General features: G+C 59.2%; 18 protein-coding genes and 2 tRNA genes. 9 read left to right on the forward strand and 11 right to left on the reverse strand.

Annotated elements, in window-relative coordinates:
• Positions 1-149: 149 nt before the first annotated feature.
• Positions 150-494, forward strand: coding sequence for a hypothetical protein (locus tag LT42_RS22145; RefSeq protein WP_037018225.1), 345 nt, complete (start codon positions 150-152; stop codon positions 492-494).
• A gap of 344 nt (positions 495-838) precedes the next feature.
• Here LT42_RS22145 and LT42_RS22150 read toward each other — a convergent pair.
• Positions 839-915: transfer RNA gene (locus LT42_RS22150), tRNA-Met, on the reverse strand.
• A 443-nt stretch (positions 916-1,358) separates the two neighbouring features.
• On the opposite strand from LT42_RS22150, the gene LT42_RS26655 reads away from it, so the two are divergent.
• On the forward strand, positions 1,359-3,416 hold the full coding sequence (locus LT42_RS26655; RefSeq protein ID WP_037018227.1) for a methyl-accepting chemotaxis protein: 2,058 nt from the start codon (positions 1,359-1,361) through the stop codon (positions 3,414-3,416).
• Between the two features lie 150 nt (positions 3,417-3,566).
• Positions 3,567-4,223 (forward strand): class I SAM-dependent methyltransferase, encoded by a 657-nt coding sequence (locus LT42_RS22160; protein WP_037018229.1) that lies wholly within the window; start codon positions 3,567-3,569, stop codon positions 4,221-4,223.
• 113 nt (positions 4,224-4,336) lie between these two features.
• Here LT42_RS22160 and ychF read toward each other — a convergent pair whose 3' ends face one another.
• The 8 genes from ychF to LT42_RS22200 all read right to left on the reverse strand — a co-directional run bounded on the left by ychF (position 4,337) and on the right by LT42_RS22200 (position 11,170).
• Complete coding sequence (gene ychF / locus LT42_RS22165) at positions 4,337-5,437, reverse strand: redox-regulated ATPase YchF (RefSeq protein WP_037018232.1); 1,101 nt, start codon at positions 5,435-5,437, stop codon at positions 4,337-4,339.
• Between the two features lie 21 nt (positions 5,438-5,458).
• A complete protein-coding gene (gene pth / locus LT42_RS22170; RefSeq protein ID WP_037018235.1) occupies positions 5,459-6,043 on the reverse strand; it encodes an aminoacyl-tRNA hydrolase in 585 nt (194 codons plus the stop codon).
• Positions 6,044-6,118: 75 nt separating this feature from the next.
• A complete protein-coding gene (locus LT42_RS22175) occupies positions 6,119-6,727 on the reverse strand; it encodes a 50S ribosomal protein L25/general stress protein Ctc (RefSeq protein ID WP_037018238.1) in 609 nt (202 codons plus the stop codon).
• Positions 6,728-6,867: 140 nt separating this feature from the next.
• A complete protein-coding gene (locus LT42_RS22180; RefSeq protein ID WP_037018241.1) occupies positions 6,868-7,809 on the reverse strand; it encodes a ribose-phosphate pyrophosphokinase in 942 nt (313 codons plus the stop codon).
• Positions 7,810-7,856: 47 nt separating this feature from the next.
• Positions 7,857-7,931: transfer RNA gene (locus tag LT42_RS22185), tRNA-Gln, on the reverse strand.
• 35 nt (positions 7,932-7,966) lie between these two features.
• Entirely contained in the window at positions 7,967-8,818 is an 852-nt protein-coding gene (ispE, locus tag LT42_RS22190) for a 4-(cytidine 5'-diphospho)-2-C-methyl-D-erythritol kinase (protein WP_037018242.1), read from the reverse strand.
• 2 nt (positions 8,819-8,820) lie between these two features.
• A complete protein-coding gene (gene lolB, locus LT42_RS22195; protein WP_037018244.1) occupies positions 8,821-9,438 on the reverse strand; it encodes a lipoprotein insertase outer membrane protein LolB in 618 nt (205 codons plus the stop codon).
• 4 nt (positions 9,439-9,442) lie between these two features.
• Positions 9,443-11,170, reverse strand: a complete 1,728-nt coding sequence (locus LT42_RS22200; protein WP_081955442.1) for a tetratricopeptide repeat protein — start codon at positions 11,168-11,170, stop codon at positions 9,443-9,445.
• A gap of 257 nt (positions 11,171-11,427) precedes the next feature.
• Between LT42_RS22200 and hemA the strand changes: the two genes are divergently transcribed.
• The 6 genes from hemA (at position 11,428) to LT42_RS22230 (ending at position 16,825) form a co-directional block, all read left to right on the forward strand.
• Positions 11,428-12,705 carry a glutamyl-tRNA reductase gene (gene hemA / locus LT42_RS22205; protein WP_037018247.1) on the forward strand — a complete coding sequence of 426 codons (1,278 nt, stop codon included), beginning with the start codon at positions 11,428-11,430 and terminating at the stop codon, positions 12,703-12,705.
• A complete protein-coding gene (prfA, locus tag LT42_RS22210) occupies positions 12,702-13,784 on the forward strand; it encodes a peptide chain release factor 1 (protein WP_037018250.1) in 1,083 nt (360 codons plus the stop codon). The genes hemA and prfA overlap by 4 nt, the downstream gene beginning before the upstream one ends.
• On the forward strand, positions 13,785-14,618 hold the full coding sequence (gene prmC, locus LT42_RS22215; protein WP_037018252.1) for a peptide chain release factor N(5)-glutamine methyltransferase: 834 nt from the start codon (positions 13,785-13,787) through the stop codon (positions 14,616-14,618).
• The gene (locus LT42_RS22220; RefSeq protein ID WP_052075369.1) at positions 14,612-15,397 is read left to right on the forward strand and encodes a molybdopterin-synthase adenylyltransferase MoeB; all 786 of its coding nucleotides are present in this window, start codon (positions 14,612-14,614) and stop codon (positions 15,395-15,397) included. The genes prmC and LT42_RS22220 overlap by 7 nt, the downstream gene beginning before the upstream one ends.
• Positions 15,394-16,194, forward strand: a complete 801-nt coding sequence (murI, locus tag LT42_RS22225; RefSeq protein ID WP_037018256.1) for a glutamate racemase — start codon at positions 15,394-15,396, stop codon at positions 16,192-16,194. The genes LT42_RS22220 and murI overlap by 4 nt, the downstream gene beginning before the upstream one ends.
• A 112-nt stretch (positions 16,195-16,306) precedes the next feature.
• Positions 16,307-16,825 (forward strand): acyloxyacyl hydrolase, encoded by a 519-nt coding sequence (locus LT42_RS22230; protein WP_037018259.1) that lies wholly within the window; start codon positions 16,307-16,309, stop codon positions 16,823-16,825.
• A gap of 176 nt (positions 16,826-17,001) precedes the next feature.
• On the opposite strand, the gene LT42_RS22235 is transcribed toward LT42_RS22230, so the two are convergent.
• Together LT42_RS22235 and phrB are read right to left on the reverse strand one after the other, a co-directional pair.
• Positions 17,002-17,313: a YkgJ family cysteine cluster protein gene (locus LT42_RS22235; RefSeq protein WP_037018261.1), complete on the reverse strand. Its 312-nt coding sequence runs from the start codon at positions 17,311-17,313 to the stop codon at positions 17,002-17,004.
• 131 nt (positions 17,314-17,444) lie between these two features.
• Positions 17,445-18,890, reverse strand: a complete 1,446-nt coding sequence (phrB, locus tag LT42_RS22240; RefSeq protein WP_037018264.1) for a deoxyribodipyrimidine photo-lyase — start codon at positions 18,888-18,890, stop codon at positions 17,445-17,447.
• Positions 18,891-18,895: the final 5 nt, after the last annotated feature.

Genomic DNA, 18,895 nt, shown 5'->3' on the forward strand with positions numbered 1-18,895 from the left:
GGCCCGGGGCGTTTCGAGGGGCGTAATCTATTGGACAAGGGCACGGTTGTCACGGATTGACGTTGCCCTCCTGATCGCTGGGGCGACATTCAGCGGGCGCTCCGGCTGCGCGCTACGCTGTAGGTTCACCGACCAACAGGCACCGGGTCATGCGGAAAATCTGGGCGCGCTATGTAGCACTGCTGGAACAGGATTTCAGCACGCAGATATTCGATAACATCAAGAATCTTCTGGTCTGTGCCTTGCTATTCGCGGCGGGCACCAGCGCATTGAGGGCGGATTATCAACAGTTCATTGGTGTACTGGTGGCCGGCGCAACTGGATGGGGGCTGATTGGGGTGTCTGCGGTCCTGATGTTCCTGAACGTCAGCGACGGCATTCGCAGGCTTGGCAAGCTGCGGTATCACGTAGCCATTCAGGTTCTCGTTTCGCTGGTGTACTTGCTGATTGCCGCCAGACTGGTGGAAGTGGTCTGGGCGTTTCGGGCTGCTTGAGAGCAAGCTCATGCAGAGCGACGCGAGGCAAGGTTGCACGTCGTCCGGAGGGGAGGCGCCGCGCTCAAAGAGGCCCGGCGCCTGACCTGCCAGTGTTAAACGCAGGTGCCGCCTTTGTGGTGAGAGCCCGTTCCGCCGGACGGGTGCGTTCCTTTAGGACAAGCCGATGCCATAAGTGAAACGATTGAGAGCAGAGCGACCAGTCCAGCGATAGCGATCTTCTTCATATTGCCTCCGTGCACTGCGAGATGCAGTACATGGCTATCGGCGATATGGGATTCGGCTTTAGTGACGAACAGCCAGAAACAACAAAGCCCGCACGAGGCGGGCTTTGTTGAGGTACTTGGTGGCTACACAGGGACTTGAACCCCGGACCCCAGCATTATGAATGCTATGCTCTAACCAACTGAGCTATGTAGCCAAGTGGCGCGCATTATTCGCTCAGATCGAAGATGTGTCAAGCGTCTCTCTAAAAAAATTTACCCGGGCTATCAACCGGTTAGCCTCGGCGTCCTCATTGACCTCGGCCTTCAGCCCCTCCAATTGCACTCCGGTGACATTTGTCGCCGGACTTGTGTGTGTTTTCGCCCCACATTCGAGCACATGAGCTGCACTGTCTTCGCCCGCGCGCCCGGTTTGGTGGCTTAGTGCTATCGGTCCGGTTCTTGCTTATGCCTGTCGGATTGCGGCCGCTATAGATACAAGCGGTTTGGGACTGAACAGGGTCCAGCTCAGCCGCCATTCGCGTCAAACCGGCGGTTATCGTTTAGAAACAGAGACATGGCATTTCGCCTGTGAGCATGTAAGGCAGCGCTGCAGTGACGACGCGTCGAGCAGCAGTTTGTCGGTGAGGAGTAGTCGGCTATGCAAAGTCTTTTGTCCCCAGGAATCCGACTGCTCGGGCGCCTCGGGTTTGCGCGCAAGTTTCAGGTGCTTTTCTTCCTGTTTATTTTGCCGCTCGCAGGCAGCATGTGGATGATCAGTCAGGACTACCGCAGCAAGTTGTCGGTAATCGCTCAAGAGCAGATCGGGGTGAGGCAACTCACGGCACTCGATGACCTCGATGTGCAACTGACAGCGCAACGCAACCGCGCGGCGCGCTGGAAAGCGGCCGATATTCTTCATGATCCAACGCCTGCGGCGAAGGCGGCCATGAATGCGCTGGATGCAGCGAACCCTGAACTGACTCGATCACTGGCGTCTTTGGGGGAGGAGCTCAAAGCGCAAAACGCCACGGCAGATATCATGACGCGGTACCAGGCATTGCAGGCCTCGGTCAACGGAATGGATTCCCAAGCGCTGCGCGCTGTGGGCTGGTGGCCGGACGGTTACGACCGGTTCACCTCCGCCCTGACCGCGCTGCAGAGCCTGCGTGAGCAGATCGCCATGGACAGCGGCTTGATTCTGGACCCGTGGCTCGAAACCTACCTGTTGATGCAAATCGCCACCCAACAAGCGCCGGACCTTGTCGAAAGGGTAGGGCGGATGGCGAGCATCGGGCAATCTTCGATCGCTTCAGGGCAATTCTCGCTGCAAAGCCGTCTGCAGATGCGGGATCTGCGCAGCCGCATTGGCGACGCCCGCGACCAGTTGGTTAAAGCGGTGGGTTCGCTGAAAGCCAAGGCCTACCCCGGAATGGAGTTCTGGACGCGGCAGTACGATGACAGTCTGCAGCGCCTTGATACCGAGTTGAAGGTACTCGACGACGGCGTGTTTGGCGGAAGCATCAAGCTTGACCCCGCCGCCTTTGAGCGCAGCGTCGACAGCGTCAGCGAAGGGCTGGCGGCCCTGCGCAAACAGTCGCTTTCTTCGCTTAACAGCCGGCTCGACTATTACCACGACCAGGCCATCCAGCAGTTCGTGCCGATTGCTGCGATTTTCAGCATCCTTGCACTGGCGGCTCTGTACCTCTTCATGTGTTTGCAAACTTCGATTCAACGCAGCGCCAAGGGCATTACCACTCTGGCTGAGTCCCTGCGGGACGGTAATCTATGCGTCGAGGTCGCCGTTGAGGGGCGCGATGAGCTCGCGGCCATTAGCAACGCGCTCAATGTTGCCGTTGTGCAGTTGCGCGCCAGTTTGTTGGGTGTGAATCATGAAACCCAGCAGCTGGGCTCCGCTGTGCTGACGCTCAACGCTCAGTCCGGCAGCACGTTGAACGAGGTTGAAGACCAGCAACAGCAGATCAGTCAGATCGCCGCAGCCGCCACCGAACTGGCCGCGACGTCCATGGGTGTCGCTCGCAGCTGTGAAGCCGCGTCGGGCAGCGCGCAGGCCACACGCAGGATCGCCGAAGACAGCAGCCGCGACAGCCAGCGCACTACCGCGAGCATCCAGCAGTTGAATCAAAAGCTCACCGATACCGCTAACGCGTTGGGCAAGGTCAGCGAGCAGGGGCAGCAAATCCAGTCAGTGGTCGATACCATTCGCGGCATTGCCGAGCAGACCAACCTGCTGGCGCTTAATGCGGCCATCGAGGCCGCGCGAGCAGGCGAGCAGGGCCGCGGATTTGCTGTAGTGGCAGACGAAGTGCGCAGCCTGTCGCAACGAACCCAGGCATCGACGGCGCAAATTGCGGGGACCGTGGACAGTTTGCGAACCACCGTTAGCCAGGCGGTCACGCTGATGGAAGCGGCATGCGGACAGGCCATCAGTGACGCGCAGTCGGTAACCGGTCTGGGCGAGCGGCTTGAGGAGATCGCCAGCGCGGTGCAGATCGTTACCGACACGCTGGCTCAGATCGCCACCGCTGTGGAAGAACAGGCAGCAACGGCCGACGAGGTGAGTGGCAATATCCAGCAGGTGGATCAGGCAGCAGGCCGGTTGCTGGATGGCGCCCGAGCGGTCAATCAAGCCGCTGACACCTTGAGCAAGGGAAGCCGGGCGTTGAGCGACAATACGGCGAGGTTCCAGCTCGGCTAAGCCGGCCAGGCGCATTCCAGGAGCCGCTACGGCGTGCAATTCTTCATGCGCCGGAATGCAATGTGTGTTGAAAGACGAAAGGTTGGCGACGTATAAGAGTCGTCGTTTTTTCATCGTCTTTTGATAACCCGTCGCCGTAGGGGATTCTCCATGACTGACAGCAGTGCCGCAGGTGCGGCGGTTTATTCGCCCCTGACATTAGCGTTGTACGACGCCTGGGTACTGGGTATCTCCAATCGGTATGCCTGGCGTTGCCCGACGGATGAAGTGCTGCTGCCGTTCTTTCGCGCCAATATGCGGGCGAATCATCTGGATATCGGTGTGGGGACCGGCTATTACCTGGCCAAGGCAAATCTGAGCCCGGGCACGCAGATCACCCTCATGGACCTTAACCCGAGCAGCCTTGCCGCGGCCAAACGCAGGATTGGGCGTCCAGACACACGAACCCTTCAGCATGACGTGATGGCGCCAATCCCGAATGGTGAGCGCTTCGACTCAATATCGCTGTTCTACCTGCTGCATTGCTTGCCTGGCCCGCTAGACGCCAAAGCTGCCATTTTCGCTCACCTCAAGCACAACCTTGCCGCGGGCGGTGTGGTGTTCGGCGCGACGATTTTAGGCGATGAAGCGGGTCACAACGGCTTCGGACGCAAGCTGATGGCGGTTTATAACAAGAAGGGGATTTTCGGCAACAGTCATGACACGCAGGCTGGGTTCGAGGCGCATCTGCGCACGCACTTTAGCGATGTAACACTTAAGCGCGAAGGTGTCGTTTTGCTGTTTCGCGCAGCACAGCCGATCCTCTAAGCCGCACAGGTAGATCGGCGCCCAGGCAGAGGCAAACCGCTGAAAGCACAAAGCCCGCGAATCATCGACTGACGCGCGGGCTTTGTTGTTTAACGTGGAGGTCCACGAGCGCGTTAGACGTTGAAGCGGAAGTGCAGAACGTCACCGTCCTTGACGATGTAATCCTTGCCTTCAAGGCGCCATTTGCCCGCTTCCTTGGCCCCGGTTTCGCCCTTGTACTGGATGAAGTCGTTGTAGGCGACGCACTCGGCGCGAATAAAGCCTTTTTCGAAATCGGTATGGATAACGCCAGCGGCCTGTGGCGCGGTGGCGCCGACACGGACGGTCCATGCCCGCACTTCTTCGACGCCGGCCGTGAAGTAGGTCTGCAGATGGAGCATTTCGTAGCCGGCACGAATGACGCGGTTCAGGCCAGGTTCTTCCAGACCCAAAGCTTCCAGGAACATGTCCTTTTCTTCGCCGTCTTCAAGCTCGGCGATCTCTGCTTCGATCTTGTTGCAGACCGGCACCAGCATTGCGCCTTCTTCTTCGGCGATGGCACGTACCACGTCCAGGTGCGGATTGTTCTCGAAACCGTCCTCGGCGACGTTGGCAATGTACATGACGGGCTTGGTGGTCAGCAGGTGGAAGCCCTTGATCACGGCCTTCTCGTCGGCACTCATGCTCTTCATCAGGCTGCGTGCAGGCTTGCCCAGCGTGAAGTGAGCGATGAGTTGCTCAAGCAGGCCTTTCTGGACCACTGCGTCCTTGTCGCCGCCCTTGGCGTTGCGCGTGACCTTCTGCAATTGCTTTTCGCAGCTGTCGAGGTCCGCAAAAATCAATTCCAGGTCGATGATCTCGATGTCGCGTTTCGGGTCGACGCTGTTGGAAACGTGGATCACGTTCTCGTCTTCGAAGCAGCGCACAACGTGAGCGATGGCGTCGGTCTCGCGAATGTTGGCGAGGAACTTGTTGCCCAGCCCTTCACCTTTGGATGCGCCGGCAACCAGCCCGGCGATGTCGACGAACTCCATGGTGGTCGGCAGGATGCGCTTGGGATTGACGATGTCGGCCAGGGCCTGCAGGCGCGGGTCGGGCATCGGCACGATGCCGGTGTTCGGTTCGATGGTGCAGAAGGGAAAGTTCTCCGCCGCGATACCGGATTTGGTCAGGGCGTTGAACAGGGTGGACTTGCCGACGTTGGGCAGGCCGACGATGCCGCAGTTGAATCCCATGGTGTTTCCCCTCGAGTGATGTCAGGCCTTCTGGCTGTGCAGGACGCGCATCGCCTTGGCGAAGTCGCCAGCGAGTACATCCGGCAGCACGCCGAGGGCAAAGTCGATGCTGGCGTCCAGTTTCTCCTGCTCGGCGCGTGGCGCACGACCCAGTACGAAGTTGGACACCAGACTGGCGTCGCCCGGGTGGCCGATGCCAAGCCGCAGACGATGGAAGCCGTTCTGGTTGCCGAGCTGCGCGATGATGTCGCGTAGCCCGTTGTGCCCGCCGTGCCCGCCACCCAGTTTGAGTTTGGCGACGCCCGGAGGCAGGTCGAGTTCGTCGTGGGCCACCAGAATGGCCTGCGGAGGAATCCGGAAGAAACCCGCCAGAGCCGCGACGGACTGGCCGCTGCGGTTCATGTATGTGGTGGGAATCAGCAGACGAACGTCATGGCCCTGATGACTGAATTTAGCCGTCAGGCCGAAATATTTGCGGTCAGCGGTCAGGTTGACGCGCTGGGCGCTGGCAATACGCTCAACGAAAAGAGCCCCTGCGTTATGCCGGGTCTGTTCGTATTCGGGGCCTGGATTTCCCAGGCCGACGATCAGTTGGATGGCGGTCACGTCAGGGGCTCTTCCTTGGGTCGAGTGTGATGATGGCAGGCATCATCACGGGTTCAACCGGCTAGCGAGTAATAATTACTCTGCTTCGCCTTCTGCGGTGCCTTCTTCTTCGTCCTGGACGATGCGAGGCGCGTGGACGTTAGCGATGTCCAGGTCTTTGCCGTGCGCCAGTGCAACGAATTCAACACCGTTGGGTGCCTTGACGTCGGACAGGTGAACGTTGTCGCCGATTTCCAGAGCGCCCAGGTCAACTTCGATGAACTCAGGCAGGTCTTTTGGCAGGCAGGTCACTTCCAGTTCAGTGGTAGTGTGCGAGATCTCGCCGCCTTTCTTGACCGGTGCTTCTTCGTTGATGAAGTGCACTGGAACGGTTGCAGTCAGCTTCTGGCCAGCGATAACGCGGATGAAGTCGGCGTGCATGATGAACTGCTTGGCAGGGTGACGTTGCATCGCTTTAACGATGACGTTCTGCTTGGCGCCGGCAACGTTCAGCTCGATAACGTGGCTGTAAGCAGCTTCGTTTTCGAACAGCTTGGCGATTTCCTTGGCTTCGATGGTGATCGAAACGGCTTCTTCGTTACCACCGTAGATTACGGCAGGTACTTTTTGCGCGTGACGCAGGCGGCGGCTCGCACCTTTCCCCAGGTCAGTACGCGCTTGGGCGTTCAGAATAAAATCAGTCATTTTGTATCTCCAAAATAGCCATGACCGAGCGGCGTTTGCGACCAGCGCCAGACACGGTATGGGCAAAAAAGCCCCGCCCCGGCATTGTGTGTCGGGGCGGGGCGCTTTTCGTCAACGGATGGTTCGGCAGGGCAGGGCCCTTAACGGAACATCGCGCTGATCGATTCTTCATTGCTGATGCGACGCATCGCTTCAGCGACTACCGGTGCAATATCCAGTTGACGGATACGATCACAGGCCTGTGCTGCAGCGGACAGCGGGATGGTATTTGTTACCACCAGTTCGTCCAGCACGGAATTTTCAATGTTCTCAATCGCGCGGCCCGAGAGGACAGGATGCGTGCAATAGGCAAATACCTTCGCAGCGCCGTGTTCTTTCAAGGCTTTGGCCGCATGGCACAAGGTGCCGGCGGTATCGACCATGTCGTCAACGAGAATACAGGTACGGCCTTCAACGTCACCGATGATGTGCATCACCTCGGAGTGGTTGGCCTTCTCGCGGCGTTTGTCGATGATGCCCAGATCAACGCCCAGGGATTTGGCAACAGCACGTGCACGCACGACGCCGCCGATATCCGGGGAAACGATCATCAGGTTTTCAAAGCGTTGGTCTTCGATGTCATCCACCAGAACGGGGGAGCCGTAGATGTTATCTACCGGGATATCGAAGAAACCCTGAATCTGGTCAGCGTGCAGGTCGACAGTCAGCACCCGGTCGATACCGACAACGGTGAGCATGTCCGCAACCACTTTAGCGCTGATAGCCACACGTGCGGAGCGCGGACGGCGATCCTGACGGGCATAACCAAAGTAGGGAATTACAGCTGTGATACGAGTGGCCGAGGAGCGACGGAAGGCATCAGCCATCACTACCAGTTCCATCAGGTTATCGTTGGTCGGAGCGCAGGTCGGCTGGATAATGAAGACGTCTTTACCGCGAACGTTTTCATTGATTTCAGCGGTAATCTCACCGTCGGAAAACTTTCCAACAGAGATGTCACCGAGAGGGATATGCAGCTGACGTACGACACGCCGAGCCAGATCGGGGTTGGCGTTCCCCGTAAAGACCATCATCTTGGACACGCGCAGTACCTGGAGGCTTAGGGTATGCCTGGATGACTATAGGAAAATGGCAGGGGCGGCTGGATTCGAACCAACGCATGGCAGGATCAAAACCTGCTGCCTTACCGCTTGGCGACGCCCCTGTATCTGGTGCACGAGTGCCTGGCACTCGGTTCTCTTAGAGCAGTGTCTGTAACTTTCGGTGCAACATCGAGATGTTTGCGCCTTTTGCTACAAACCCTGTAAGGGTCTCTGTAAGAAGGGCCGAGACTTTATCAGCTTCAGCTTTGCTTGGGAAGGCCCCAAACACACAACTTCCAGTTCCGGTTAATTTTGCCTCGGTAAATTTACCTAGCAAATTCAAAGCGTTACCAACATCTGGATATCGCCTCGTTACAACCGGTAAGCAGTCGTTTCGACTGTTTCCCTTGGGAACGGGGCGCACTTTAATGGGAGGAGTGTCACGTGTCAACAGTGGATCTGAAAAAATTTCTGCTGTACTTACAGATACTTGCGGCACAAGCACCAGATACCACGGTTCTTCGGGATCTACAGGGATCAGAAGCTCGCCGATGCCCTCGGCAAAAGCGGCGTGCCCGCGTACGAAAACCGGCACGTCGGCCCCCAGCGTGAGCCCGAGCGCTGCCAGGCGATCTTCATCCCAGCCGAGTTCCCAGAGGTGGTTCAACCCGAGAAGCGTGGTCGCAGCATCCGAGCTTCCGCCGCCAATGCCACCACCCATGGGCAGGATTTTTTTCAGCCAGATATCTACGCCGAGCGGGCAGCCGGACTGCGCTTTCAATGCCCGGGCAGCTTTCACGATCAGATTGCTGTCGTGCGCAACGTTGGCAACTTCTGTCTGGAGGCGGATTTCGCCGTCTTCACGTGGCGCGAAGCTGAGCTCGTCACCGTAATCCAGGAACTGAAAAAGCGTCTGCAGCTCGTGGTAGCCGTCCGCGCGCCGCCCGGTGATATGCAGCATCAGGTTCAGTTTGGCAGGCGCGGGCAGCGTCAATCGTGCTTGCGACATGCTTATTGCCCCAGTTTACGAGGCTGCCAGTCCTTGATCACCAGCGTCACGTCGAGATCCTGCCCGTGCAGCTTCATGCGTTCGGGCAGCCAGAAACCGTTTTGCTGGGTGTAACTCATGTACTCGATTTGCCAGCCGTCCTGTTCCAGGGCCGACAAACGGCTGTCGCCATCCAGCGTCAGGCTGCTCTTGCTGTCCGGCGCGGGCAGGCCTCGGACCCACCAGACCAGGTGCGACACGGGCAGCTTCCAGCCCAGCTGATCCTTGAGCAGGGTTTCGGGGTCTGGTGCGTCGTAACGACCTTGATTCGCGACTTCCAGGGATACGGCGCCAGGCCGGCCTGTGAGCCGTGCCGCGCCACGACCCAGCGGGCCGGACAGGCGGATATCGTAATAATCCTGGCGTTGCAGCCAGAACAGCGTACCGCTGCCGGAGTCCTTGGGGGCGCGGATCCCGACCTTGCCGTTTATCTGCCAGCCATCAAGGCTGCTCAGCTGTTCTTTGTTGGCCCGCCACTGGTTGGCGTCGCCCTGGCCTTTTACGGCTTCACGGGAGGACATGCCGGCACAACCGGCGAGCAGGGCGATCAGACTAAAAACGATGACGTGGCGCAATTGCATAAATTCAGAGGGTCTCGGCGCCGGTCAGGCGTTTGATGGTGCTGCGCAGGACCGGGCTGTCAGGTTGTTGTTCAAGGGCCTTGCCCCATATTTTGCGCGCTTCCCGCTGTTCGCCCTTGGCCCAGAGAACTTCGCCCAGATGCGCGGCGACTTCGTGGTCGGGGAAGCGCTCGAGCGCCTGTCGAAGCAGCCGTTCGGCTTCATCGAGGTTGCCCAGTCGGTAATTGACCCAGCCGAGGCTGTCGAGTACCGCAGGGTCTTCCGGGTTGAGCTGATGGGCATGTTCAATCAAAGCCTTGGCTTCAGCGTAGCGCGTGGTGCGGTCCGAAAGGGTATAACCCAGAGCGTTCAGCGCCATGGCGTTGTCCGGCTCGCGCTTGAGAATGGCGCGCAGGTCGCTTTCCATCTGCTTCAGATCGTTGCGCTTCTCGGCCAGCATCGCCCGGGTGTACAGCAGATTCAGGTCGTCGGGATACTGCTTCAGCGCCTGACTGAGCACTTGCCAGCCGCGCTCGCCCTGATTGTTGTTGGTGAGCGTTTCGGCTTCGATGAGGTACAGCTGAATCGCGTAGTCGGGCTGATCGACACGTGCCTGAGCCAGTCGCCTGGAGGCCTCGGCGGTGTTGCCATTGCCCATCAGGATATCGGCCTGACGCAATTGTGCAGGCAGGAAATCGTTGCCTGGGCCGACTTGAGCGTATTCGCCCAGCGCGGCCTGCGGATCATCGCGTTCCTCGTATATGCGGCCAAGGTTTACGTGGGCCGCATCGACATGGCTGCCGCGCGTGATCAAGTCTTCGAGATAACCCGCTGCTTCGTCCCAGGCTTTGTTTTCCAGGCAGACAAGGGCCAGCGAATAGCGCAGCTCGTCATCGTCGGGATACTGCTGAACGAGGCTGGAAAACTGCACTTTGGCGTCTTCCATGCGGTTCTGTTCGACCAGCATGCGCGCATAGGTCAGGCGCAGACGCTTGTCGTCCGGGTACTTCTTGATGCTTTTTTCAAGCAGCGGGATCGCTTCCTTGCCACGGTTCATGCTTTGCAACAGGCGAGCGCGCAGCAGAATCGGCGCCACTTCGCCTTCACCTGGCGGGTTGTCCTCAAGCAATTTGAGTGACGCGGCGCTGTCGCCTTCCTGCTGCAGCAGGAGCGCCTTGCCGAATATCAACTGGCCATTCTTCGGGTACTTCATCAACAGCCGATCAAAGCTGGTGATCAGGCCTTTGCGCGTATTGGAGTCGGTTTCCGACGCCGAGAGTGCGAGGAAATCAAAGTGCGTGTCGCCTTGTCCCTGCAGCACCTTCTCCATATAGCGCATGGAGTCGTCGTAGCGCCCGGCTCGCGCCAACTGGATAGCGGCCGCGCGCTGCGCCTCAAGATTGCCAGCGTCGTTCTTCGCCCAGATCAGGGAGGTGTCGAGCGCTGCCTGATCGGCGCCCAGGTATTCGGCGATGCGAAACGCGCGCTCCGAGATGCCCGGGTCCTGAGTCTGGATGGCCTGGGTCACGTAATTGTCCAGCGCGATGTCGAAACGGTTGCGCTGTCCGGCAAGCTCGGCGGTCAGCAGGCTGACGACCGTCTCCTGGGAAAACGAGCCGTACACCTGAGGTTTTGGCTCAGGTGCGGGCGGCGCTTCTTTAGCCGGTGCGGAGGGCTCCGTGGAAACAGAGGCCGTAGACTGGCAGCCACTCAGAGCGACAAGGGCAAGGAACAGCGCGGAGGATTTATTCATAGAGAAGAGGGGCGGCTTACCTGCGGTTTGGAAGCATCATGACACAAGGCCGGGAGCAAACCCACAGCCCGCGCGAAATCTGGACACGCTCAATCTACAGCCTGCGCATGGACATTTTGTCGCAGGCCAGACGCTGTAATACGCACCTGTATAGGGACAATCGCCTGTTGCGGACGTTCTGAATGTATTGCGGTGGTTGTCCTGAATCTATTGAAGTAGGACAATTGCCGGCTTCACGTCACCATCAGCGACCTTGAATGGCCTTTCTTGCTCTGGGTATCAACCATAAGACTGCATCAGTGGATGTCCGCGAGCGCGTGGCATTTACCCCTGAGCAGCTGGTCGACGCGCTGCAGCAGCTTTGCCGACTGACCCGCAGCCGCGAAGCCGCCATTCTCTCCACCTGCAACCGCAGCGAACTCTATATAGAACAGGACCAACTCACTGCGGACGTCGTTCTGCGATGGCTGGCGGACTATCATCACCTGAATGTCGACGAGCTGCGTGCCAGCGCTTATGTGCATGAAGACGATGCCGCCGTGCGTCATATGATGCGCGTGGCATCCGGGCTGGACTCGCTGGTGCTTGGTGAACCCCAGATTCTCGGCCAGATGAAATCCGCCTACGCCGTTGCACGCGAGGCCGGCACTGTCGGTCCGCTGCTGGGTCGGCTGTTTCAGGCTACCTTCAGCGCTGCCAAGCAGGTCAGGACCGACACTGCCATTGGCGAAAACCCGGTCTCCGTTGCTTTCGCGGCCGTCAGCCTGGCCAAGCAAATCTTCAGTGACCTGCAGCGCAGCCAGGCACTGCTGATCGGGGCGGGCGAAACCATCACGCTGGTCGCCCGGCATTTGCATGACTTGGGGGTCAAGCGCATCGTCGTCGCCAACCGCACCCTTGAGCGCGCCAATACGCTGGCCGAACAGTTTGGCGCCCATGCAGTGCTGCTCGCCGACATCCCGGCAGAGCTGGTGAACAGCGACATCGTTATCAGCTCGACGGCCAGTCAACTGCCGATTCTGGGCAAGGGCGCCGTTGAAAGTGCGCTGAAGCTGCGCAAGCACAAGCCTATATTCATGGTCGACATCGCCGTCCCGCGCGACATCGAGCCTGAAGTGGGTGAGCTTGAAGACGTTTACCTCTACACCGTGGACGACCTCCACGAAGTCGTAGCTGAAAATCTCAAGAGTCGTCAGGGCGCTGCCCAGGCGGCGGAAGAACTGGTCAGTGTGGGCGTCGACGATTTCATGTCCCGCCTGCGTGAACTGGCAGCAGTTGATGTGCTCAAGGCCTATCGTCAGCAAAGTGAGCGCCTGCGCGATGAAGAGTTGCAAAAAGCCCAGCGCATGCTCGCCAACGGTAGCAACGCCGAAGATGTATTGATGGCCCTTGCACGTGGCCTGACCAACAAGTTGATGCACGCTCCCAGCGTGCAACTCAAAAAGCTGTCCGCCGAAGGCCGCGTCGATGCGCTGGCCATGGCCCAGGAACTCTTTGCCCTCAATGAGGGCTCCACGGATAAATCCCCGCAATGAAAGCTTCACTGCTTAACAAGCTGGACGTGCTCAGCGACCGTTTCGAGGAATTGACCGCGCTGCTCGGTGATGGCGAAGTCATCGCGGATCAGACCAGATTTCGCGCGTACTCCCGTGAGTACGCCGAAGTCGAGCCGGTGTTCCAGGCCTACCGCAAACTGCAGAAAGTGCAAAGCGATCTGGAGGGCGCGCAGGCGCTCCTCAAGGACAGCGACCCCGACATGCGTGAAATGGCAGTCGAGGAAGTGCGCGAAGCCAAAGAGCAGTTAGTGGTGCTCGAAGCCGATCTGCAAAAAATGTTGCTGCCTAAAGACCCGAACGATGGCCGTAACGTCTTTCTGGAAATTCGCGCCGGCACCGGTGGCGATGAGGCGGCCATATTTTCCGGCGACCTCTTCCGCATGTACTCGCGCTATGCCGAGCGACGCGGCTGGCGGGTCGAGATCCTTTCGGAGAACGAAGGCGAGCATGGCGGCTACAAGGAAGTCATTGCGCGGGTCGAGGGCGAAAACGTCTACGGCAAGCTCAAGTTCGAGTCGGGTGCGCACCGTGTGCAGCGGGTGCCCGAGACCGAATCCCAAGGGCGCATCCACACGTCAGCGTGCACGGTGGCCGTCCTGCCCGAGCCTGATGAGCAGCAGACCATCGAGATCAACCCGGCCGACCTGCGTGTCGATACGTATCGGTCATCGGGCGCCGGTGGCCAGCACGTCAACAAGACCGACTCCGCCATCCGCATCACCCACTTGCCGTCCGGTATCGTGGTGGAGTGCCAGGAAGAACGTTCCCAGCACAAGAACCGTGCCCGGGCCATGTCCTGGCTGTCAGCCAAGCTCAACGACCAGCAGACCGCTGCAGCGGCCAATGCCATCGCCAGCGAGCGTAAATTGCTGGTAGGTTCCGGGGACCGCTCCGAGCGTATTCGCACCTACAATTTTCCACAGGGGCGGGTCACCGACCACCGCGTCAACCTGACCCTCTACTCCCTTGATGAAGTTATGGCCGGTGGGGTCGATGCAGTGATAGAACCGTTACTTGCCGAGTATCAGGCAGATCAACTTGCGGCACTGGGTGATTAAATGACCATCATCGCCAGCTTGTTACGAAGCGCCGAGTTGCCGGACTCTCCGACAGCGCGTCTGGATGCCGAACTGTTGCTCGCCGCTGCCCTGGGCAAGCCTCGCAGCTTTCTGCACACCTGGCCCGAGCGTATTGTCAGCACCGAAGCGGCTCAAGCCTTCGACGGCTTTCTGAAACGCCGCCGTACGGGCGAGCCGGTCGCTTACATCCTGGGCCTGCAAGGGTTCTGGAATATCGACCTCGAAGTTGCACCCCATACGCTTATTCCGCGGCCGGAAACCGAGATGCTGGTTGAGACCGCGCTGGAGCTTTTGCCGGGGGCAATCCCTCATCGGTTGCTTGATCTGGGCACCGGAACCGGCGCGATCGCACTGTCACTGGCCAAGGATCGTCCGCAATGGGACGTTACCGCTGTTGACCGTGTCGAAGAGGCTGTAGAACTTGCCGAACGCAATCGTCAACGCTTGCATCTGGATAACGCGCGGGTTGTGCACAGCCACTGGTTCAGTGCGGTGGAGGGGCAACGTTTTGACCTGATCCTCAGCAACCCGCCTTACATTGCCGCCAGCGACCCGCATCTGGTCGAGGGTGATGTGCGTTTTGAGCCTTCCAGCGCTCTGGTTTCCGGGGACGATGGCCTGGATGACCTGCGCCTGATTGTGTCCCAGGCGCCCGCGCACCTTGAAGCGGGTGGCTGGCTGTTGCTGGAGCATGGCTATGATCAGGGCGCCGCAGTGCGCGAACTGTTGCTCGTACATGGCTTCGAGCAGATCCAGACCCGCCGTGATCTGGGTGACCATGAACGCATTACTTTCGGGCGCGTGCCGTGCTGACTGACGAGGAACTGCTGCGCTATAGCCGGCAGATCCTGCTGCAGCAGGTGGATATCGAAGGCCAGCTGCGGATCAAACAAGCGAGCGTCTTGATCGTGGGCCTGGGCGGGCTGGGCTCGCCCGTCGCCATGTACCTCGCGGCGGCGGGTGTGGGCGAGATGCATCTGGCGGATTTCGACACCGTCGACCTGACAAACCTGCAGCGTCAGATCATTCATGACACTTCAAGCGTCGGCATGAGCAAGGTTGATTCGGCGATGACCCGACTGACCGCCATCAATCCGCAGGTCACGCTGGTGCCCCATCGCACGGCGCTTGATGCCGACACCCTGGCGGCGGTCGTTGCACGGGTCGATCTTGTGCTGGACTGTTCGGATAACTTTTCGACCCGTGAAGCGGTTAATGCGGCCTGCGTCAATGCCGGCAAACCACTGGTGAGCGGCGCTGCCATTCGACTGGAAGCTCAGTTGTCGGTGTTCGATCCGCGTCGGGCCGACAGTCCTTGCTATCACTGTCTGTACGGACATGGCAGCGAAACCGAGCTGACGTGCAGCGAAGCTGGGGTTATCGGGCCGCTGGTCGGACTGGTTGGCAGCCTGCAGGCCCTTGAAGCGCTAAAACTGTTGGCCGGGTTTGGCGATCCGCTGGTCGGGCGCCTTTTGCTGATCGACGCGCTGGGCACTCGCTTCCGTGAATTGAAGGTCAAGCGTGACCCGGGCTGCAGCGTATGCGGTGCCCGGCATCTGACCCGCGACGCGTCTGATTCCAACGAAGCATGAGGCGAGACAGCGACGCGCCTGTGGCGGTGTTTGATTCCGGCGTCGGCGGGCTGTCGGTACTGGCAGAGATACAGCAACTGCTGCCGCGTGAATCACTGCTCTACGTGGCTGACTGCGGCCACATACCTTATGGCGAAAAAAGTCCCGAGTTCATCCGTGAGCGCTGCGCGACGATTGCCGAATTCTTCCATCGTCAACACGCCAAAGCGCTGGTCGTGGCCTGCAATACCGCGACAGTGGCGGGCATTGCCGACCTGCGCGCCCGTTATCCCGATTGGCCGCTGGTAGGCATGGAGCCTGCAGTCAAACCTGCCGCAGCAGCCACGCGAACCGGTATCGTCGGTGTATTGGCAACCACGGGCACTCTGCAAAGCGCGAAATTTGCCGCGTTGCTCGATCGCTTTGCCGCTGACGTGAAGGTCATTACTCAGCCCTGCCCGGGGCTGGTTGAATTGATTGAAACCGGTGACCTCGTCAGCCCGGCCATTCGCCAACTGCTGCAGGGCTACGTTCAGCCGCTGCTTGACGCCGGATGCGACACCATCATTCTTGGTTGTACGCATTACCCCTTTCTGAAGCCATTGCTGCGCGACATGATTGCGCCTTCGATCACGCTCATCGACACCGGCGCTGCTGTAGCCCGGCAATTGCAGCGGCTTTTGGGAGAGCGGGACATGCTGGCGGGCGGTCATCCTCGGACCGCTCAGTTCTGGACGACCGGCGATCCAGAAGATTTCAGAAACGTCCTACGCTTGCTTTGTAACAACTCCGACAATGTGCGAAGCTTCGTTTCGTGAAAAAAACGTGAATTGCTTCGTTTTTGGCTGAACTAAATATCAGCCTCCGGCTTCTACAGCACTTCTGTCGATACAAAATTATTTTTAATCCTTTTGAAATAGGATGTTTCAGATGAAGCGACTGTTTTGTTTGGCTGCGATTGCGGCTGCGTTGTTGGGGCAAAGCGCAATTGCCCAAGCTGATGGGGTGGAGTTTTCGGTAGGGCAAACGGGCGAGTCGACAATGACGTACCGCCTGGGTGCGCAGTTCGACTGGGACAAGAGCTGGTGGCAGACCGGTGTCGGCCGTTTGACCGGTTACTGGAGCGGCGCCTACACCTATTGGGAAGGCGACAAGAACTCCAGCAACAACAGCCTGTCGTTTTCACCAGTATTTGTTTATGAGTTCTCGGGTGAGAGCGTCAAGCCTTACATCGAAGCCGGCATCGGCGCCGCTGTATTCCAGCGCACCGAAGTTGAAGGCAACAAGCTGGGCAGCGCGTTCCAGTTTGAAGACCGCATCGGTTTCGGTCTGCGCTTCGCGGGTGGTCATGAAGTGGGCCTGCGTGCCACTCACTACTCCAATGGCGGCATGACCACCAACAACGACGGTATCGAGAGTTACGCTATCCACTACACGATGCCGTTCTGATAACACCCTGCTTTATTGCAGCGGCGGTTTAGCCGCAACTGCAACGCGTCACGCGGTTCCTCCCGGCTGAAGCCGGTCCTGCTGCAGCAATCGTTGAGCAGGACCGGCCTTAGCCTGGAATGTGTCTAAACTCCAGCCATCGCAGCGCTGATCTCCCTCCGCAACTGCTGCAAAGATCACAGATACGCCGTCGCAATTCCCTCCCGCTCGGCAATGCACTCCGGCGCACCCATTTCGAATTCCCTGCAAATCAACGGCCTGCGGTCGTAGATCGTGCACATCATCGTGTCGCGATCCAGCGCCGCGCACCAGCCATCGTCCAGGCGCAACATGACCTCGCCGCCCCAGTCATCGGTGTCGATAAAGCGCTCGGGCACACCTGTGTCCGTGATCAACATGACCTCTAGCTGACAGCAACACGCTGCACAGGTAGAACACGTGATCTCCGGTTCGGTGGGGAGTTGGAGCGAAGGGATAACAGTCGTCATGGTCGGCAGTCTAAATCACCGCGCGGCGCACGGCGAACCCGATTGACCGACGCCACGACAGGCACTTCATGATGGGCTTTTTCAACAGCCTGACGGAAAGCACGGGGCATCACGAAGAGGCTCATTGAACCTCAGCCGGCCTCCTGTGTCTCAGGCTGACGCTGGGGCAGCGATTTGAACGCTTGCAACGCGCGCTCGCGGCTGGCTTTAAGGTCAACGATGGGCGCTGGATACTCCTTGACCCCGAAGAGCCCTTTCAGCGCAGCGGGATTGTGGATATCGCGCTTGTTCAGTTCAGCCAGTTCCGGAACCCACTTCTTGATGAACACACCTTCGGGATCAAATCGTTCCGATTGGCTCTGCGGGTTGAATATCCGGAAGTAGGGCGAGGCGTCGGTCCCGGTCGATGAGCTCCATTGCCAGCCCCCGTTATTGGAAGCCAGATCACCGTCGATCAAATGCTGCATGAAAAACCGCTCACCCTCACGCCAGTCGATCAGCAGATTCTTGGTCAGGAACATCGCTGTGATCATCCGCAGCCGGTTATGCATCCAGCCGGTTTCCAGCATCTGGCGAATGGCCGCATCGACAATCGGGAGCCCGGTTCGGCCTTCCTGCCAAGCTTGCAGATCTGTTGGGGAGTGGCGCCACTGGAGCGCTTCCGTTTCGGGGCGGAAGGCGCGGTGACGGGACACCCTCGGAAAGCCGACCAGCACGTGCTTGTAGAACTCCCGCCAGAGCAGCTCGTTTAGCCAGGTCACCGACCCCGAGTTGCCGGTTTCGAACTCGCCGTTGTTGCTGCGCAGCGCTGCATGCAGGCACTGGCGTGGCGAAATAACCCCGGCAGCCAGGTAGGCGGACAGCTGGCTGGTGCCGGGCTTGGCCGGGAAATCGCGTTCTTGATCGTAGTAATGAACCTGCTCATCGGTGAACGTATTCAACCGCTCGCGTGCCTCATCTTCGCCCGCCGGCCAGAGTGAGCGCAGCGTCTCGCTAGGCTCGGGGAAACCCTTGACCGTGTCGGGGATGACGTCGCTTTTGATTGCAAGCTTCCCCTGAGCCTTGGGCAACGCAACCAACGCGGGCATCGAGTAGTGCAAGCGGGCGTAACAAACCCTGCAAAACTGGGTGAAGACCTTGAAATAGCCACCGCTTTTGGTCAGCACGCTGCCGGGCTGGAAGAACAACTGGTCGAGGTGGCGGCTAAACAGGATGCCGACGGCATCAAGCGCGTCCTCTGCTTCACGGTCACGCTTGGCTTCATTGAAGCCGTATTCGTCGTTTACGTGGACGTTTTCAACGGCGTGCTGCTGACAGATATCAAGCAATGCCTTGGGCGCCTGAGCCCATGTTTCCGCGTGGACGATGAGCAACGGCACGTTGAGCGCCTCCAGTGCCTTGCTCAGGTGGCTAAGGTTGCGCAGCCAGAAATCAACTTTGCATGCGGCATCGTCATGGCTTAACCACTGGCCGGGGCTGATCATGTACACGGCGATGGTTGGGCCCTGCTCCATGGCAGCGCTCAGCGCAGTGTTGTCGTGCACGCGCAGGTCGCTGCGCAGCCATATCAATTGCATGGTCA

This window comes from Pseudomonas lutea (assembly GCF_000759445.1).
GTDB lineage: Bacteria > Pseudomonadota > Gammaproteobacteria > Pseudomonadales > Pseudomonadaceae > Aquipseudomonas > Aquipseudomonas lutea.

What these genes read in the sequence shown, in the direction of transcription:
- LT42_RS22145 (WP_037018225.1), top strand. Translation starts at nt 150, where the DNA reads ATGCGGAAAATCTGGGCGCGCTATGTAGCACTGCTGGAACAGGATTTC.
- LT42_RS26655 (WP_037018227.1), top strand. Translation starts at nt 1,359, where the DNA reads ATGCAAAGTCTTTTGTCCCCAGGAATCCGACTGCTCGGGCGCCTCGGG.
- LT42_RS22160 (WP_037018229.1), top strand. Translation starts at nt 3,567, where the DNA reads ATGACTGACAGCAGTGCCGCAGGTGCGGCGGTTTATTCGCCCCTGACA.
- ychF (WP_037018232.1), bottom strand. Translation starts at nt 5,437, where the DNA reads ATGGGATTCAACTGCGGCATCGTCGGCCTGCCCAACGTCGGCAAGTCC.
- LT42_RS22175 (WP_037018238.1), bottom strand. Translation starts at nt 6,727, where the DNA reads ATGACTGATTTTATTCTGAACGCCCAAGCGCGTACTGACCTGGGGAAA.
- ispE (WP_037018242.1), bottom strand. Translation starts at nt 8,818, where the DNA reads ATGTCGCAAGCACGATTGACGCTGCCCGCGCCTGCCAAACTGAACCTG.
- lolB (WP_037018244.1), bottom strand. Translation starts at nt 9,438, where the DNA reads ATGCAATTGCGCCACGTCATCGTTTTTAGTCTGATCGCCCTGCTCGCC.
- LT42_RS22200 (WP_081955442.1), bottom strand. Translation starts at nt 11,170, where the DNA reads ATGAATAAATCCTCCGCGCTGTTCCTTGCCCTTGTCGCTCTGAGTGGC.
- hemA (WP_037018247.1), top strand. Translation starts at nt 11,428, where the DNA reads ATGGCCTTTCTTGCTCTGGGTATCAACCATAAGACTGCATCAGTGGAT.
- prfA (WP_037018250.1), top strand. Translation starts at nt 12,702, where the DNA reads ATGAAAGCTTCACTGCTTAACAAGCTGGACGTGCTCAGCGACCGTTTC.
- prmC (WP_037018252.1), top strand. Translation starts at nt 13,785, where the DNA reads ATGACCATCATCGCCAGCTTGTTACGAAGCGCCGAGTTGCCGGACTCT.
- murI (WP_037018256.1), top strand. Translation starts at nt 15,394, where the DNA reads ATGAGGCGAGACAGCGACGCGCCTGTGGCGGTGTTTGATTCCGGCGTC.
- LT42_RS22230 (WP_037018259.1), top strand. Translation starts at nt 16,307, where the DNA reads ATGAAGCGACTGTTTTGTTTGGCTGCGATTGCGGCTGCGTTGTTGGGG.
- LT42_RS22235 (WP_037018261.1), bottom strand. Translation starts at nt 17,313, where the DNA reads ATGACGACTGTTATCCCTTCGCTCCAACTCCCCACCGAACCGGAGATC.
- phrB (WP_037018264.1), bottom strand. Translation starts at nt 18,890, where the DNA reads ATGCAATTGATATGGCTGCGCAGCGACCTGCGCGTGCACGACAACACT.